The sequence below is a fragment of the Rhodospirillales bacterium genome (assembly GCA_016710335.1).
GTDB lineage: Bacteria > Pseudomonadota > Alphaproteobacteria > Rhodospirillales > Defluviicoccaceae > JADJXQ01.
Window position 1 is genome coordinate 212547 of record JADJXQ010000024.1, and the last position, 17180, is coordinate 229726.

The following is a 17180-nucleotide window of genomic DNA, read 5'->3' on the forward strand; positions in this document are numbered from 1 at the left end:
CTGCCGCGGCATGCTTAGCTCGGTCCGAAGCCCCCGTACGCGTAGACGAGCAGTGCAATGCCGAGGAAGACCCGGTAGACGACGAACGGCGTGAACGTGGCGTGGCGCAGCCATCGCATCATCAGGGCGATGGCCGCGAGCGCCGCGAGAAACGCCAACCCCCCCGCGAGAAGAGCGTCGGAGGTCAAGCCGGAGTTCCCGTCTTCGAAGAGATCCACGCCCAGCAACAGGCCGGCGCCGAGGATTGTCGGCATGGACAGCAGCAGCGAAAAGCGAGCGGCGTCGACGCGCTCGAAGCCGAGGGCGCGGGCGGCGCTCATGGTGATGCCCGAGCGGCTGGTGCCCGGGATCAACGCGATCATCTGGGCGAGACCGATCACCATCGCGTCCGGCATGCCCAAGTCCGCGATACGCCGGCCGATGCCGCCCCAGCGGTCACAGGCGTAGAGCACGAGCCCGAACAGAAGCGTCGTCCAGCCGATGACGATCACGCTCCTGATGCCCTCGGGGAACACTGTCTTGAGGATGAACCCGGCGACGACCACCGGAATGGTCGCGACGACTACCATCAGCACCAGGCGGCTGTCGGCGTCGGGCCGGTTGGTTACCAGCCTGATGAGCCCGTTGAGCATTGCGGCCACGTCGCGCCAAAAGTAGACGGCCACCGCGCAGAGCGTTCCGACGTGGACCGCGACGTCGATGACGATGCCCTGATCCGCCCAGCCATTGAGCGCCGGCACCAGGATGAGGTGGCCGGAGGAGCTGATCGGGAGGAATTCGGTTATTCCCTGGACGAGCGCCAGGACAACGATATGGAGGAGGGGCACGGAGATGGAACCATCGATGAAGCGGTGGAGCGCGCACTGTGACACGTTTGCCGTGCGCCGGAAAGTTTTCTTCGCGTGAATTTTTTGCGCTTGTGTTTTGACCGATCCGGCGTGATTCTCTAGAGGCCTCGGCCTAGGGACTACGGTCGCGGGCGCGTGTGGCCTTGAACGCAAAGTGCATGAGCATGCAGTTCTGGCCGACCCCGAAAGGGTGGTTGAGATGGTAGACGCGCCGAACCAACAAAAACGTTAAACACGGCCGTCGACCTGCGTCACACGAAATCGGGAGGACAGGGAACGGAAGGTTGCCGATGAACGTGCGCGTGCTGCCCGAAGAGTATGATCTGCCGGAAACACAGGGACTGCCCGAACTGCATGGGCTGTACGACCCGCGGAACGAACACGATGCCTGCGGCGTCGGGTTCGTGGTCGACATCAAGAACCGCAAGACCCACGACATCGTCGAGCAGGGGCTGCAGATCCTCGTCAACCTCCGCCATCGCGGCGCGGTGGGCGCCGATCCGCTTGCCGGCGACGGTTCCGGCTGTCTGATCCAGATCCCGGATGCGCTGTTCCGCGAGGAGAGCGAGCGCCTCGGCTTCTCCTTGCCGGCCGTAGGTGAATACGCGGTCGGCATGGTGTTCCTGCCGCGGGACGAGGACGCCCGCCGGAGGTGCGTCGATGTCATCGAGCACACCGCGGCGGAGGAGGGCCAGCGCATCCTTGGCTGGCGGGACGTGCCGACCGACAATTCGGTCCTCGGCTACAGCGTCAAACCCATCGAGCCGGTCATCCGCCAGGTGTTCATCGCCCGCGGCGGGAACTGCCGCGACGCCGACGCGTTCGAGCGCAAGCTGTTCGTCATTCGGAAGGTGGCTCACCACAAGGTCTGGGATGCCGACGACAGCCTGACCAACTGGTTCTACACGGTCTCGATGTCCTCCCGGACCTTGGTCTACAAAGGGATGATCCTCGCCGAGAACCTCGCGACCTACTATCCGGATCTGCGCGATCCGCGCCTGACATCGGCGCTGGCCCTCGTCCACCAGCGGTTCTCGACCAACACCTTCCCGTCGTGGCGGCTGGCGCATCCGTTCCGCTACCTCTGCCACAACGGCGAGATCAACACGCTCCGCGGCAACGTCAACTGGATGCTGGCGCGTAAGCACAACATGCATTCGGAACTGCTCGGCGACGACCTGGAGAAGCTGTGGCCGCTGATCGGCGACGGCGTCTCCGACTCCGCCACCTTCGACAACTGCCTCGAGCTGCTCGTCGCCGGCGGCTATTCCCTTAGCCACGCGATGATGCTGATGGTTCCGGAGGCGTGGGACGACAACCCGCTGATGGACGACGATCGCCGCGCCTTCTACGAGTATCACGCTTCGCTCATGGAACCGTGGGACGGACCGGCCGGCGTCGCCTTCACCGATGGGCGCCAGATCGGCGCGACGCTCGACCGCAACGGCCTGCGCCCGGCCCGCTATGTCATCACCGATGACGATCGCGTCATCATGGGCTCGGAGGTCGGCACTCTGCCGATCCCCGAGGAGAAGATCGTCAAGAAGTGGCGCCTCCAGCCGGGCAAGATGTTCCTGATCGACCTGGAGCAGCAGCGCATCGTCAGCGACGAGGAACTGAAGAGCACGTTGGCGACGGCGCGCCCCTATCAGGAATGGCTCGACGCGACCCAGACCAAGCTCGACTCGCTGCCCCACGAGGTGGGTCCGATGCCGCCCGATCCCGGCACCTTGCTCGATCGGCAGCAGGCCTTCGGCTACACCCAGGAGGACCTCAAGTTCTTCCTGACGCCGATGTCTCTGACCGGGCAGGAACCGGTCGGCTCCATGGGCCGCGACACGCCGCTGGCGGTTCTGTCCGACCGGCCGAAAATGCTGTTCGACTACTTCAAGCAGTGCTTCGCGCAGGTCACCAACCCGCCGATCGACTCGATCCGCGAAGAGTTGGTGATGTCGCTGGTGACCCTCATCGGGCCGCGGCCGAACCTGCTCGAACCGGAGGGCGCGGCCGGCGTCCGCCGCCTGGAGGCACGGCAGCCGATCCTCTCCAACACAGACCTGGAGCGGGTGCGGCGCATCGAGAACCACCTCGACCAGGCGTTCCGGACCTACACCATCGACATCACCTGGCCGGCGGCGGACGGCGCCGCGGGCCTGGAGCCGGCGCTCCATCGCGTGTTGAAGACCGCCGAGGATGTGGTCCGCCGCGGCTACAACATCATTATTCTGTCGGACCGCAACGTCGCCGCCGACCGCATCCCCATTCCGTCGCTGTTGGCCACCGCCGGCGTCCACCACCACCTGATCCGCGAGGGTCTGCGCACCGAGTCCGGACTGGTCATCGAGACCGGTGAAGCGCGGCAGACCCATGACTTCTGCTGTCTCGCCGGCTACGGCGCCGAGGCCATCAATCCGTACATGGCGTTCGACACCGTCTCGGCGCTGCATGACAGTCTGCCCGAAGACATCTCTGAAAAGGACGCGCACAAGCGTTATGTGAAGGCGGTGTGCAAGGCCATGCTCAAGGTCATGGCCAAGATGGGCATCTCCACCTATCAGTCATATTGCGGGGCGCAGATCTTCGATGCGGTCGGCTTGTCGCAGGCGTTCATCGACCAGTACTTCTGCGGCACCCATTCTGCAGTCGGCGGCGTTGGTCTTCTGGAAATCGCCGAGGAGACGACGCGCCGCCATCGCGAAGCCTACGGACGCTCTCCGATCCTGCGCGACGCCCTCGACGTCGGCGGCGAGGTGGCCTACCGGCTCCGCGGCGAGGAGCACGTGTGGGGGCCGGAGACGGTGGCGCTGCTCCAGCACGCGGTGCGGTCCGCCGACTACGACAAGTTCAAGGCCTTCACCCGCAAGGTGGACGACCACAGCCGCAAGCTGAAAAACCTCCGCGGCCTGTTCCAGTTCAAGCCGGCCGACGCGCCGGTGCCGCTCGACGAGGTCGAGCCGGTGACCGAGATCGTCAAGCGCTTCGCCACCGGGGCCATGTCGTTCGGCTCGATTTCGTGGGAGGCGCACACCACCCTTGCCGTTGCCATGAACCGTATCGGCGGCAAGTCCAACACCGGCGAAGGCGGCGAGGAAGCGTCGCGTTTCCAGCCCCTGCCGAACGGCGATTCCATGCGCTCGGCGATCAAGCAGGTGGCCTCCGGCCGGTTTGGCGTCACCGCCGAGTACCTTGCCAACGCCGACGACATTCAGATCAAGATGGCCCAGGGCGCCAAGCCGGGCGAAGGCGGCCAGCTTCCGGGCCACAAGGTGGATGCCCGCATCGCCCGCGTGCGCCACTCGACGCCGGGCGTGGGGCTGATCTCGCCGCCGCCGCACCACGACATCTACTCCATCGAGGATCTGGCCCAGCTGATCCACGACCTGAAGAACGCCAATCCCAAGGCGCGGATCAGCGTCAAGCTGGTGTCGGAAGTGGGCGTCGGCACCATCGCCGCCGGCGTCTCCAAGGCGAAGGCCGATCACGTCACCATCGCCGGCTTCGACGGCGGGACCGGCGCTTCGCCGCTGACCTCCATCCTCCATGCGGGTTCGCCGTGGGAGATCGGCCTGGCCGAGACCCACCAGACCCTGGTGCTCAACAACCTCCGCGGCCGCATCGCCGTGCAGGTGGACGGCGGTATGCGAACCGGCCGCGACGTTGTGGTGGGCGCCCTGCTCGGGGCCGACGAGTTCGGGTTTTCGACGGCAGCGCTGATCTCTGCCGGCTGCATCATGATGCGCAAGTGTCACCTCAACACCTGCCCGGTCGGCGTCGCCACCCAGGATCCGGAACTGCGCAAGCGCTTCCCCGGACAGGCCCGAGCATGTCGTCAACTTCATGGTGTTCATCGCCGAGCAGATGCGCGAGATCATGGCGGAGCTCGGCTTCCGCACCGTGAACGAGATGATCGGGCGCGTAGACCGGCTCGAGATGCGGCCGGCGCTCGACCACTGGAAGGCCAAGGGCCTCGATTTCTCCCGCATCTTCACGTCGGCCCACGCGGGCTCCGACATCGACCGCTACAACTGCCGGGCCCAGGATCACGGTCTCGACGGCGCCCTCGATCATGAGCTGATCGCGGCGGCGCGGCCGGCGCTGGACATGAAGCATCCGGTGCGCCTCCAGCATCGAATCCGCAACGTCAACCGCACCGTCGGCGCCATGCTGTCGGGCGAGATCGCGCTCCGCTACGGCAACGACGGGCTGCCGGACGACACCATCCACGTCAAGTTCAAGGGCACCGCCGGCCAGAGCTTCGGGGCGTTCCTCGCCCGCGGCGTGACGTTGGAGCTGGAAGGCGACGCCAACGACTACGTCGGCAAGGGGCTCTCCGGCGGGCGCATCGTCGTCTATCCGGCGCGGGAATGCCCGATCGACCCGACCGAGAACATCATCATCGGCAACACCGTCCTTTACGGCGCCATTGCCGGCGAGGCGTACTTCTGCGGCGTGGCGGGCGAGCGCTTCGCGGTCCGCAACTCCGGCGTTCAGGCCGTCGTCGAAGGCGTCGGCGATCACGGCTGCGAGTACATGACCGGCGGCTGCGTGGTGGTGCTCGGCCAGACCGGGCGCAACTTCGCGGCCGGAATGAGCGGCGGCGTCGCCTACGTTCTGGATGAGGACGGCAGCTTCGCCCGGCGCTGCAACATGGCGATGGTCGAGCTGGAGCCGATCGTCGAAGAGGATGACCTGCTCGAAGCGGAAGGGCACCAGCGTGGCGACCTGGAGACCCAGGGCCGCGTCGACGTGATGCACGACATGACGCGGTTCGATGCGGAACGCTTGCGCGCCATGATCGAGCGGCACCACCATTACACCGGCAGCGAACGCGCCGCCGAGGTGCTGGCGAACTGGAACGCCGCGCTGCCCAGGTTCGTCAAGGTCATGCCGCTCGACTACCGCCGGGCGTTGGAGCAGATGCAGTCCCGCTGGCGGGCGACGGAACGCACCGGCATCAGCGTCGCGGTGGGGATGTAGGGGGCCAAGCAGATGGGCAAGCCGACCGGCTTCAAGGAAATCCCGCGCCACGACCGGCTCTACACCGCGGTCGAGGAGCGTATCCGCCACTGGCACGAATTCGTCATTCCGCTCAACGAAGCGGAACTGGGCCGCCAGGGCGCGCGCTGCATGGACTGCGGCATTCCCTACTGCCACGAGGGCTGCCCGGTCAACAACATCATCCCCGACTGGAACGACCTGGTCTACCGTCAGCAGTGGCGGGAGGCGCTGGCGGTGCTTCATTCGACCAACAACTTCCCCGAGTTCACCGGCCGCATCTGCCCGGCGCCCTGCGAGGCCTCCTGCACGCTCAACATCTTCGACGAGCCGGTGACCATCAAGACCATCGAGTGCGCAATCATCGATCGCGGCTGGCAGGAGGGCTGGGTGCGCCCGGAGATCCCGGCCCATCGCACCGGCAAACGCGTCGCCGTGGTCGGGTCGGGTCCGGCCGGCCTCGCTTGCGCCCAGCAGCTTGCCCGTGCCGGCCATACGGTGGTCGTGTACGAAAAGCAGAACAAGATCGGTGGGTTGCTGCGCTATGGCATCCCCGATTTCAAGATGGAGAAACACCACATCGACCGGCGCATGGCGCAGATGCAGGCGGAGGGCGTGGAGTTCCGCCCCAACAGTCATGTCGGCGTCAACGTCAAGACCGAGACGCTGCTGGAGGAGTACGACGCGATGGTTCTGGCCGGCGGGGCAGAACAGCCGCGGCCGTTGGACGTGCCCGGCGGTTCCCTTCCCGGGGTCGAATTCGCCATGGACTTCCTCACGCAGCAGAACGCCAGGGTCGCCGGCATCGACGTGCCGGAGGATCGGGCCATCCTCGCTGCCGACAAGCACGTCATCGTTATCGGCGGCGGCGACACGGGTTCCGACTGCGTCGGCACCTCTGTGCGCCAAGGCGCGCGCTCGGTGACCCAGCTCGAGATCATGCCGCGGCCGCCGGAGCGTGAGAACAAGCAACTGTCGTGGCCCAACTGGCCGCTGAAGCTGCGCACCTCCACTTCCCACGAGGAAGGGTGCGACCGGGACTGGTCAGTGATGACCACCCGCCTCAGCGGCACCAACCAGGTCGAGAAATTGCACCTCGTCCGGCTGGAATGGATCGGCAACGGCAACGGCGGCATGAAAATGAGCCCGGTCGACGGCAGCGAGTTCGCCATCGACGCCGATCTGGTGCTGCTCGCCATGGGCTTCATCCACCCGGTCCACAACGGGCTCCTGGAGCAACTTGGAGTCGAGTTGGACGGGCGCGGCAACGTCAAGGCCGACACCGAGGCGGAGCCGGGGGCGTATCGGAGCTCTCTGGACAAGGTGTTTGCCTGCGGCGACATGCGCCGCGGCCAATCCCTGGTGGTCTGGGCAATCCGTGAAGGCCGCCAGTGCGCCCGCTCGGTGGATCAGTTCCTGATGGGCGCCTCCGAGCTTCCCCGCTGAGCACACCTCGAGACGGAACGACGCCATGATCGTCTATGATTTGCAATGCCGGAACGGCCACACCTTCGAGGAATGGTTCTCCTCCGGCGCAGAGTCGGCCGAGCAGATGGAGGCTGGTGCGGTTGCCTGCCCCAAGTGCGGCGATTCCCATGTCGCCAAAGCGTTGTCCGCGCCGCGCATCAACAGCGGCGCAGCCGCGCCGCAACCGGCCGGCCCGTGCGGCCTTCCCGCCTGCGCGCCCGGCGGCTGCGCGATGATGGGTGGCGAGTAACGCCGGCGGGACAGAGCCGCGCGACCATGCCTCTCTGGCTGTTTCTCGGAAGCCTCAACGGCCTGATCGCCGTCGGCGCCAGCGCCTATGGCTGGCACGCCTTGGCGAGCGAGCCCGCCCTGCAGAAGATGTTCGAGATCGCCTCGTTCAACCAGATGGTGCACGGGCTGGCGATGCTGACCGTGGCGTGGCTGGCGACGGGCGGAAACCGGGTAACCCGCGTCCTCGTCCACGCCGCAGGCGCCTGCTTCCTGCTCGGCCTCGTGCTGTTTTCCGGCACCCTCTACTGGCTCGTCCTCGCCGACACGCTGCTGATCCGCGGCGCCGCTCCCGTCGGCGGCATGCTGCTGATGGCCGGCTGGCTGCTGCTGATGATCGTCGCCGCTGTCGCCGCGCTCGGCGGCGCTCGCACCATCCACGGCGGCAACATATATGAGGCTGGGAACTGAACTGGTCGAGGGACACTGCCATGCCGGCGCGCACATCATGGACGATCGCCGCCCTGGTCTTGGCGGCATGCGCAATCTCGGCATGCACCAACACGTCTTTTTCCTTGAACAGCGGTCCAGCGCGTCGTGGTGGCGGCAGTTGGGAGTGGCTCGACCAACAAAACCGGCAGGACCCCTGAGCGCCTCCGCCGGCAACCGGGCGCTTCAGGACGCGAAGCATGGCGGCTGTTCCGGCCCAAAGGCGCCCGCCGGTGTCGAGGTCGCCCCGCTGGCGTCGCCGGCTTGCAACGCGCGCAACACTGCGGCTCGTCGCCGGTCGCGGCAGGTGATAGACTGGAGATCATGAGCGGGATTGCCGAAACGACGCCGAGGAGCGGCCGCCTGCCGGGGGATCTGAGCCGGGAGAGGCTGGTGGATCGGATCATCCGCGTCGATCAGGCCGGCGAATACGGGGCCGTGCGCATCTACGAGGGGCAGCTCAGCGTCCTCGGACGCACGCGGGCCGGGCCGGTCATCCGGAGCATGGCGGTGAAGGAGCGGGAGCACCTCGCCACCTTCAACGAACTGATTGGCAAACGGCGGGCGCGGCCGACGGCGCTGCAGCCGCTGTGGCATGTCGCCGGGTTCGCGCTGGGCGCCGCGACAGCCCTGATGGGGCCGAAGGCGGCGATGGCCTGTACGGTGGCGGTCGAGGACGTCATCGACGAGCATTACGCGAAGCAGGTCGCCCTACTGGGCGAAGACGAGGCGGAACTCCGCGGTATCTGCCAGCGCTTCCGCGACGACGAACTGGAGCACCGGGATACGGCCGTCGCGCACGGCGCCGCCCAATCCCCCGCCTACCGGCCGCTGACGGCGCTGATCAAGCGTGGCTCGCGCGCGGCAATCTGGCTGTCGGAGCGCATCTAGGTCCGGACCGCCATCCGGACTCACAATAACGGTTCCGCGCTCCGTGTGACGGAGGCTTCAGGCCGCGGCGTCATCCGGGTGCTCGGGGACGGCGGCGGTTTGCTCGGCGCGGAAGGCGTCGAGGCGGTCGGCGAGCGGCGGATCGGCGAGCGCCAGGATGGCGGCCGCGAGAAGGGCCGCGTTGATGGCGCCGGGACGGCCGACACCAAGGGCGCCGACCGGTACGCCGGGCGGCATCTGCGCGATGGACAGGAGCGCGTCCAGCCCGCCCATCAACTTGCCCTCCATCGGCACCCCGAGAACCGGCAGGGGTGTCAGGGCTGCGGCCGATCCGGGCAGCGCCGCCGCCAAGCCGGCGCCGGCGATGATCACCTTGAGGCCGCGCCCCTTTGCCGCGCTCGCGTAGTCGTGCAGGCGCTGGGGAGTGCGGTGCGCGGAGACCACCCGCGCCTCCCAGCCGATGCCCAGCTTGCCAAGCGTGTCGGCAGTATGGCGCATGGTCGGCCAGTCGGACGGGCTGCCCATGATGATGCCGACGACAGGCTCGCTGGTCATTGCTGTTCCTCCGAATTGGTCGTGTCGCTGACGTAAGCGGCGCGGAGTATACGGCGCTCCCGGCGCGACGCAAATGCGTCAGCGGGAGTTGCTTGGGCGACGAGGGGGCGGTGCGGCGGGGAGGACGCCGCCGCACCGCCCGATCACGCCCCGTGGTCACATTGGCCGCATTCTCAGTTTCCGCCGGCGGCGACCGCGTCGATCACCTTGATGTCGCGGAGCCACGCTTTGGCCGAGACTTCGGCGTAGACGTTGGAGCGCGCTGAAACTTCGAAGCTCACCGTCGCCGTGCGGCCGGCGAAGCGGGCAAGATCGACTTCGGCCTGTTCGATCCATTCGGGTTCGGCGTAATCGAGGCCGACCGCCGACGCCTCGTCGACGACGATACCGTCGACGAGCACGGTGAACGCCGCCTTCGTGAACATGTTGACCGCGGCGTTCAGGTCCAACCGCCGGGCGTAGCTGAGACGGGGCGAATCGCCGAGGGTCATCCTGCACGAGACGGTCCGCACCCGGTTGCCGACCTCGCTGCCGGCGCCCGAAACCGCGTGGCCGAACAGCAGCGGACCGCCGCCGGCCGGGCCGCCTTCGCCCGCCAGCGCCTCCCAGCCTCGGCCTTCCCAGCCGGAGCCGCTCGGGCCTTGTGGGGGTTGGGCCGCGGCGTCGGCCGCCACTCTTGTCTGGCTCTCCGCGCTGCTGCGGGCGCCCTTGAGCAGGCCGGCGGCCTCGAACGAGGTCGCGAGGATGCCGGGAATGTCGATGCCGAGCGGCGCACCGCTGGGTCTCCCCCGGCGAACGCCGCGCTCGCCCTTGAGCAAGCCTGCCGCTTCGAACGACTTGGCGATTATGTCTTGGACATCGATCCCGCCGAACGGGGCGGCATGGGCCGCGGAATCCGCTTGCGGACCCGCACCTTCCCGGCGGCTTGTGCCTTGGAACGATCTGGTGAGGATCGCCTGCAGGTCGAGCGTTGGCGGTGGCGCGGACTGCGGGGTCGCCGCCGGCTCGTTCGTCTCCGCGTGCAGTGGCGCATCCTCACCGGCGCCGGCGCCGGCGGTCGCGGTGCTGGCTGCGGCGACCGGCACGGGATCAGCTCGAGGCTTCGCCGGCTGAGGCGCCGGATCCGCGGACGGTTTGGCGGACGGGCGCCGGGTCGGCCGGCGGGTCGCCGGGTCGGCGTCCGTGAGCCCCCAGAAGCGGGCGATGTGGCTGGCGGACGGCACGCCCATGTCAGGGAAGAAGGGCGCGGCGTTGCCGCAGGCCTCCGGGCCGCCGGCACTGACCGCCTGCCCGTGCGCCATGCCGGGCACGGTGACTGCCTCGACCAGGTCGTGACCCTCGGCGTTGCGCCACAAGCGGCGCGGGCAGCCGTCGATCATCGTCTCCACGGTCGGCACCGCCCTCAGCCCATGCACATTGGTCCACTGCTTGATGATCTCCTCGGCGTTGACCGGCTTGACGGTGCCATCCGCATCCCCATGCCATACCGAGACCTTTGGCCAGGCGCCGCGGTGGGGGGAGGCGTTCCGCACCAGGTCGCCCCACTCTTCGGCCGGACGGCTCTTGCCCTGGAAGATGGTCTCGAACGCCTCCTGCAGGCCGTTGGCGGAGCGATAGGGGACACCGGCGACGATGGCGCCGCCGGCGAACACGTCAGGGTGCGTGGCCAGAACTACGGACGTCATGGCGCCGCCGGCCGACAGGCCGGTGACGTAGACCTTGGAGGGGTCGATGCCCTGGTCGGCGATCATGCGGTCGACCATCTGGCGGATCGACAGCGGCTCGCCGCCGTCCCGCTCGATATCTTCGCTGCGGAACCAATTGAAACAGCGGAGCGGATTGTTGCTGCGGCGCTGTTCCGGCAACAGGAGCGCGAAGCCGTAGCGGTCGGCCAATGCCGTCCATCCGGCGCCGTAGTCGTAGGAGGCGGCGGTCTGGGTGCACCCGTGCAGGACGACAACCAGCGGCGCCGGGTCTGCCATAGTCTCCGGCAGGTAGGTCTGCATTCGGAGGTTGCCGGGGTTGGAGCCGAAATTGGTCACCTCGACGAGGCGGCTGGAGCGGGCATCCAGCTTTTCCGCCGCGGCGCGCGCGGCTCGGGCCGTGGCGAGAAACGACTCCCAGCGGCCGCTGTTGCGCCCGTCGCGGGTGAGCTTGGCGATATGGGAGAGGGCGGGGCCGAGGTCGAGCATCGGAGGACTCCTTTCGTCGTCTGGGCTCGTGAGGTCGCCGATTTGCAGAATCTTGCCGATCGGCAGGAAGACGGTGTGGAACAGGCCCGGGTCGGCGGTTCCGCCCCGGCTGGGATCGAGCCACGAGGGCGGACGGCCGCCTTCGGGCAATTCGAAGCGCTGGGTGACGATGCCGCGGCGCCCGGCTTTGCCGGCCACGAACTGCACGGCGGCGACCGGGAAGCCGCGGCTGATCCAGATGCCGAACACGGTCATGGCCAGCGCCGTGCGCGCCGGCCCGTCCCTTGCCTGGTCGAGCAGGCGGATCACGGCCTCGCCGAAACTCGGGCGGTCGGCGAGCAGCCGCAGGTCGGGCTGATCGCCCGGGCGATGGTGTGTGCCGAGGGCCGTGCCGGGTGCGCCCAGGGTGACGCGGGGCGCGGCGTCCTCGGTCGCCGATCCGGCGCAGTGGAGCTCCCGATAACAGCGTATCGCCTCTACGGTGTAGGATTGCTGCGGCGCCGCCATCGCCGCGATCAGGAGGTCGGCGGCGTAGCGCGATGTCGCCGGCGGCGAGCCCGGTCCGCGGGGTCCCGGCGGCACCAGTCCGTCCGAGACCAGCAAAGTCACGCGGAAGCGAAGATCGCGGCGCGAGAGGCCGAGGATATCGGCGAGCCGTTCGCTGAACTCATAGCGTCTGAGGGGTTTCGCCATGGATCTATCCTGCAGCATCCATCCACCGAGCGCCACAAGTTTTTAAGTAAGTGGCGACTACTGATAAATGGGCCGTGCCGGCGGCGGTGCAAGGGGGTGCGACGTGCCATTTCGCTCGCGCGCCGAAAATCCACGGCGCCATCGCCCGCGGGCTGCAGGGGCCCGCAGGGGCCGTTGACGACGGTGAGGGTCTCGGACGAACGGCCTTAGCGGAGAAGTTCCTGGAACGGCAGAAAGTCCGCCGCGGCGCCGGCTGGCAGGTCGGTTACGTCCTCGGAAAGCTCGATGAGCCCGTCGGCCTGTACGAGGGAGGACAGGATGCCGGAGCCTTGGCGTGCGGATCGGGTCGCAACCAGGCTCCCGTCGTGCGCGGTGCGGAGGCGGGCGCGCATCCACTCGCGCCGTCCGGCCTTTTTCTTCACCGCTTCGCCAAGAGAAACCGTGTAGACGTGCGGTGCCCGGTCAGTGCAACCGGCGAGGCCGAGGATCATCGGCCGCGCGATGCGCATGAAGGTCACCATCATCGCCACCGGGTTGCCGGGAAGGCCGACGAACGGGACACCGCTGATCTGGCCGAGCCCGATCGGTCGCCCGGGCTTGATCGCCAACTGCCAGAAATGAAGCGAGCCGAGCGTCTGCACGGCGGCCTTGACGTGATCCTCCTCGCCCACCGACATGCCGCCGGAGGTGGCGACAAGGTCGTGCCCGGCGGCGGACATGGCGAGGGCGTCGCGGATGTCACGATACCGGTCCGGGAGGATGCCGAGATCGGTGACGATGGCGCCGAGGCCCTCCAGCATCGCCATCAGTGCGTATCGGTTGGAGTCGCAGATGCCGCCGGGGGGCAGCGCGTCGCCGGGCTCCGACAGTTCGTCGCCGGTGGAGAACACTGCCGCCCGCAGCGGGCGATAGACGGTGAGGTCGCTCCGGCCGACCGCCGCGGCGAGGCCGACATCCTGGGGGCGCAGCCGCTGGCCGCAGGTCAGCACCGTGCCGCCGGCCTTGACGTCCTCGCCGGCGCGACGGCGGTTGGCGCCGAGCTTGATACCGGGCGGGATCGCCACGGCGTCGCCGTCCGCCCGGCAGTCCTCCTGCATCAACACCGTGTCGGCGCCGGCCGGCATCGGCGCGCCGGTGAAGATGCGCACCGCATCGTCGGCGCCGACCGGCGGCGCGTAGGGATGACCCGCGGCGGCGCGGCCAGCGATCCGGAGCCGCGTCTCGGCGTCGTTGGCAAGATCGGCGTGGCGCACAGCGTAGCCGTCGACAGCGGCGTTGTCGTGGGGCGGGACGCTGTGATGAGCGACGACGTCCTCCGCCAGAATGCGGCCGGCGGCATGGCGCAACCGGACCGGCTCCGCCCCGACGACCGTCGTGACGCGCGCATCGATCAGCGCTAGCGCATCTTCGAGCGGCATTAGCGTCGCGCCGAACGCAAAGCAGTCGTCACTCAACTGGGTCATCGCGACAACCGGTTGCTCCCGATCAAGCGGTGGTGGCCAAGGCCATACGCCACAGTGTATCCCACCCGTAGCGGATCGACGTTCTGGAATCGGATCGGGAAGGAGCTTGAGGTGGCTGCGACATCATCACCATCGGACGACGGGACCGCTCGGCGGCACGAACGGTTGCGGCTGCTGCTCGCCGCCGAGGCGTTGATCACCGGGCGGGAGATGACCTTGGCGTCCGGGCGGACCAGCACCCTCTATTTCAACGTGAAGAAGCCCCTGTTCGACCCGGAATGCGCGGCGCTCATTGCGGACGAGATGCTGGAGAGGCTCCGCGGTGAAACCTTCGATTGTGTGGGCGGCATGGCGCTGGGCGCCGTCCCGATCGTTGCCGCGGTATGCGCCAGGAGCTTCCCCAACCGCCCGATCCGCGGGTTCTTCGTCCGCAAGGAGGTCAAGGAGCACGGCACCCAGAACGTGATTGAGGGTTACTTCGAGGCAGGGGCGCGGGTCGTGCTGTTGGAGGACGTCACGACCACCGGCGCAGCAACGTTGCGGGCGGCCGAGGCGGTCCGTGCGGCGGGCGGGCATGTCGACCGAGCCATCACCATCATCGACCGCCTGGAAGGCGCCCGCGGTAACCTCGCCGCCCACGGCATCGACCTCGCCGCCCTGTTCACCCGCGACGACTTCGCCGAGGCGGCAGGCGCCTAATCCAGCGGCAGCGACAGGAGGCCGTCGGCGAGTTTGGGGTCGAACCACGTGGACTTGGGGGGCATCACCTCGCCGGCGTCGGCGACGGCCATGAGGTCGTCGAGCGACGTGGGATGAAGCGAGAAGGCAACGGCCCAGTCACCCGACCGGACCATCGAGTCCAGGGCTTCGAGGCCGCGGCTGCCGCCGACGAAGTCGATGCGCGGATCGGTGCGCACATCGCCGATCCCAAGAACGGGCGCCAGCAGATCCTCGGTGAGGCGAGTGACATCCAGACGGGCCAGCGGCCCCGCCGCCTCGCTGGCGCCGGAGCGGGATGCGAGGCGATGCCAGCCGCCGCCGACGACCATGCCGAACACCCCGGCCCGGTCGGGACGGACAGGGTGGTCGCAGGGTTCCACATCGAAGCGCGCCCGCGCCGCTTCAACGAACGCCTCGGGCGTCATCCCCTTGAGGTCGCGAACAACGCGGTTGTAGTCGAGGATGCGCACCTGGTCGGCCGGAAAGCTGACCACGAGAAACCGGTCCGCCGCCGGGCGAGCGGCATGGACACGCACCGCGGCGGCGGCGCGATGGTGCCCATCGGCGACGTAAAGCCGCGCCATTGCCTCGAACGCTTGAGCGAGACCGGACATCGCAGCCGCGGCTTCGATCGCCCACACCTGATGCCGGGCCCCATCCAGCGCGACATCCGCATCCGGCGCCCGCGCGGTCGCCGCGTCCAGCGCCGCCGAGACCACCGCATTCGGACGATGCACCACGAACACGGGGCCGGTGTGGGCGCCCACGGCGGCGATCTGTCGGGCACGGTCCTGTTCCTTCGCCGGGCGCGTCAACTCGTGGCGGCGGATGCGGCCATCGGCGTAGGCCGGCACGCAGGCGGCAGCGCCGAGGCCGGTCTGCACGTGCCCGCCGTCGGTGATGCGGTAGGCGTAGAATGCGGGCTCCGGGTCGCGGATCAGCACGCCTTCCTCCTGCATGCGCCGAAACGCTGCTGCCGCGCCGGCATAGGCGTCGTCGCCATGGGGATCGGCGCCCGCCGGGAGATCGATCTCCGGCCGGGAGACGTGGAGGAAATCCCATGGGCGATGCGCGGCGCGCGCCCGCGCCTCCTCGGTGGTGATAACGTCATACGGCGGCGCAACCACCTCGTCGGCGCGACCGGGCGCCGGGCGCAGGGCGGCGAAGGGCTTGATCAGCAGCGCGGTCACGTTGACCACCGCCCTGAGGCCGTCATTCCGCGGCCACGGCCGGGAGGTCGCCGAGCGACGCTGCGAGAGCGGACTCTTGCTCGGCATCGTCGGTCAGCTTGCCGGCGAAGTAGTCGGCGTAGGCCTGCATGTCAAAGTGGCCGTGGCCGGAGAGATTGAAGAGGATGGTCTTGGCGGTGCCGTCCCGCTTACACGCCAGCGCTTCGTCGATCGCCGCCCGCACGGCGTGGTTGGCCTCGGGCGCCGGAATGATGCCTTCGGCGCGGGCAAACAACACGCCGGCCGCGAAACAGTCCGTCTGCTTGAGGGCGCGCGCCTCGAACAGGCCGAGGTCCATGGCATGGCTCAAAAGCGGCGACATGCCGTGATAGCGGAGCCCGCCGGCGTGGATGCCGGGCGGCATGAAGCCGGAGCCAAGGGTGCGCATCTTCATCAGCGGCGTCAGGTGGGCGGTGTCACCGTAATCGTAGGCATAGACACCGCGGGTCAAGGTCGGGCAAGAGGTCGGCTCAGTGGCGATGATCCGGTAAGTGCGCCCGCCCCGGAGCTGCCGAGCGAGGTACGGGAACACCAGGCCGCCGAAGTTGCTGCCGCCGCCGGTGCAGCCGATGAGGATGTCCGGCTCGTCCCCAGCCATGGCCATCTGCTCGATTGCCTCGAGCCCGATCACCGTCTGGTGCAGCAGCACGTGGTTGAGGACGCTGCCGAGCGCGTAACGGGTATCGTCCCGCTGGCGGGCCATCTCGACCGCCTCGGAGATGGCGATCCCGAGGCTGCCGGTAGAGTCCGGATGCGCTTCCAGGACGCGGCGACCAGCCTCGGTCTCCGTGCTCGGGCTGGCGACGCAGCGCGCCCCGTATGCTTGCATGGCGGCGCGACGATACGGCTTCTGCTGAAAAGAAACCTTGACCATGTAGACGTCGACGTCGAGGCCGAACACGCTGCCGGCAAAGGCCAGTGACGTGCCCCACTGGCCGGCGCCGGTTTCAGTGGTGAGGCGGCGGGTGCCCTCCGCCTTGTTGTAGAATGCCTGCGGGACGGCGGTGTTGGGCTTGTGGCTGCCAGACGGGCTCACGCCCTCGTTCTTGTAGTAGATGCGCGCCGGCGTCTGGAGAGCCTGCTCCAGACGGCGGGCGCGATGGAGCGGGGTCGGGCGCCACAGCTTGTAGACCTCGCGGACCGGCTCCGGGATCTCGATGTCGCGCTCTGTCGATACCTCCTGGGCGATCAGCGCCATCGGGAACAGCGGCGCAAGGTCGTGCGGGCCGACCGGCGCACGCGTCGCCGGATGCAGCACCGGCGGCATTGCCTGCGGCAGGTCCGCCGCGATGTTATACCAGAACCGCGGCAAGCGGTCGTCGGCCAAGCCGTATTTGGTCGTCTCGTTCGTCGTGCTCTTCATGCCTGCTTCACGGCGCGCTCTGTTCTCTTCTGTCATCAATGCGAGGA

General features: G+C 68.3%; 11 protein-coding genes and 1 pseudogene. 6 read left to right on the forward strand and 6 right to left on the reverse strand.

Annotation, left to right across the window (positions count from 1 at the left end; translation table 11 throughout):
* Positions 1–14: 14 nt before the first annotated feature.
* Positions 15–827 (reverse strand): undecaprenyl-diphosphate phosphatase, encoded by an 813-nt coding sequence (locus IPM60_16630; GenBank protein ID MBK8909436.1) that lies wholly within the window; start codon positions 825–827, stop codon positions 15–17.
* Positions 828–1138: 311 nt separating this feature from the next.
* Between IPM60_16630 and gltB the strand changes: the two are divergent.
* The 5 genes and pseudogenes from gltB to IPM60_16655 all read left to right on the forward strand — a co-directional run bounded on the left by gltB (position 1139) and on the right by IPM60_16655 (position 8918).
* Positions 1139–5825 (forward strand): annotated as a pseudogene (gene gltB / locus IPM60_16635) (glutamate synthase large subunit).
* Between the two features lie 12 nt (positions 5826–5837).
* Positions 5838–7289, forward strand: coding sequence for a glutamate synthase subunit beta (locus tag IPM60_16640; GenBank protein ID MBK8909437.1), 1452 nt, complete (start codon positions 5838–5840; stop codon positions 7287–7289).
* Between the two features lie 25 nt (positions 7290–7314).
* Positions 7315–7560, forward strand: a complete 246-nt coding sequence (locus tag IPM60_16645) for a DUF1178 family protein (protein ID MBK8909438.1) — start codon at positions 7315–7317, stop codon at positions 7558–7560.
* Positions 7561–7586: 26 nt separating this feature from the next.
* Positions 7587–8009: a DUF423 domain-containing protein gene (locus IPM60_16650; GenBank protein MBK8909439.1), complete on the forward strand. Its 423-nt coding sequence runs from the start codon at positions 7587–7589 to the stop codon at positions 8007–8009.
* Positions 8010–8351: 342 nt separating this feature from the next.
* Complete coding sequence (locus tag IPM60_16655) at positions 8352–8918, forward strand: demethoxyubiquinone hydroxylase family protein (GenBank protein MBK8909440.1); 567 nt, start codon at positions 8352–8354, stop codon at positions 8916–8918.
* A gap of 57 nt (positions 8919–8975) precedes the next feature.
* Here IPM60_16655 and purE read toward each other — a convergent pair whose 3' ends face one another.
* From purE to IPM60_16670, 3 genes are all read right to left on the reverse strand, one after another.
* Complete coding sequence (gene purE, locus IPM60_16660) at positions 8976–9473, reverse strand: 5-(carboxyamino)imidazole ribonucleotide mutase (protein MBK8909441.1); 498 nt, start codon at positions 9471–9473, stop codon at positions 8976–8978.
* A 173-nt stretch (positions 9474–9646) separates the two neighbouring features.
* Positions 9647–12358, reverse strand: coding sequence for a PHB depolymerase family esterase (locus IPM60_16665; protein MBK8909442.1), 2712 nt, complete (start codon positions 12356–12358; stop codon positions 9647–9649).
* A 206-nt stretch (positions 12359–12564) separates the two neighbouring features.
* Positions 12565–13821 (reverse strand): molybdopterin molybdotransferase MoeA, encoded by a 1257-nt coding sequence (locus tag IPM60_16670; protein MBK8909443.1) that lies wholly within the window; start codon positions 13819–13821, stop codon positions 12565–12567.
* 111 nt (positions 13822–13932) lie between these two features.
* On the opposite strand from IPM60_16670, the gene pyrE reads away from it, so the two are divergent.
* Entirely contained in the window at positions 13933–14520 is a 588-nt protein-coding gene (gene pyrE / locus IPM60_16675) for an orotate phosphoribosyltransferase (GenBank protein ID MBK8909444.1), read from the forward strand.
* Here pyrE and IPM60_16680 read toward each other — a convergent pair.
* Positions 14517–15818, reverse strand: coding sequence for a DUF1015 domain-containing protein (locus IPM60_16680; GenBank protein MBK8909445.1), 1302 nt, complete (start codon positions 15816–15818; stop codon positions 14517–14519). The genes pyrE and IPM60_16680 overlap by 4 nt on opposite strands.
* Positions 15754–17133, reverse strand: coding sequence for a TrpB-like pyridoxal phosphate-dependent enzyme (locus IPM60_16685; GenBank protein MBK8909446.1), 1380 nt, complete (start codon positions 17131–17133; stop codon positions 15754–15756). The genes IPM60_16680 and IPM60_16685 overlap by 65 nt, the downstream gene beginning before the upstream one ends.
* Positions 17134–17180 lie beyond the last annotated feature (47 nt).

Coding starts and splice junctions, on each gene's coding strand:
- IPM60_16645 (MBK8909438.1), top strand. CDS start 7,315: ATGATCGTCTATGATTTGCAATGCCGGAACGGCCACACCTTCGAGGAA.
- IPM60_16685 (MBK8909446.1), bottom strand. CDS start 17,133: ATGAAGAGCACGACGAACGAGACGACCAAATACGGCTTGGCCGACGAC.
- IPM60_16655 (MBK8909440.1), top strand. CDS start 8,352: ATGAGCGGGATTGCCGAAACGACGCCGAGGAGCGGCCGCCTGCCGGGG.
- IPM60_16650 (MBK8909439.1), top strand. CDS start 7,587: ATGCCTCTCTGGCTGTTTCTCGGAAGCCTCAACGGCCTGATCGCCGTC.
- purE (MBK8909441.1), bottom strand. CDS start 9,473: ATGACCAGCGAGCCTGTCGTCGGCATCATCATGGGCAGCCCGTCCGAC.
- IPM60_16680 (MBK8909445.1), bottom strand. CDS start 15,818: ATGCCGAGCAAGAGTCCGCTCTCGCAGCGTCGCTCGGCGACCTCCCGG.
- IPM60_16640 (MBK8909437.1), top strand. CDS start 5,838: ATGGGCAAGCCGACCGGCTTCAAGGAAATCCCGCGCCACGACCGGCTC.
- IPM60_16670 (MBK8909443.1), bottom strand. CDS start 13,821: ATGACCCAGTTGAGTGACGACTGCTTTGCGTTCGGCGCGACGCTAATG.
- IPM60_16665 (MBK8909442.1), bottom strand. CDS start 12,358: ATGGCGAAACCCCTCAGACGCTATGAGTTCAGCGAACGGCTCGCCGAT.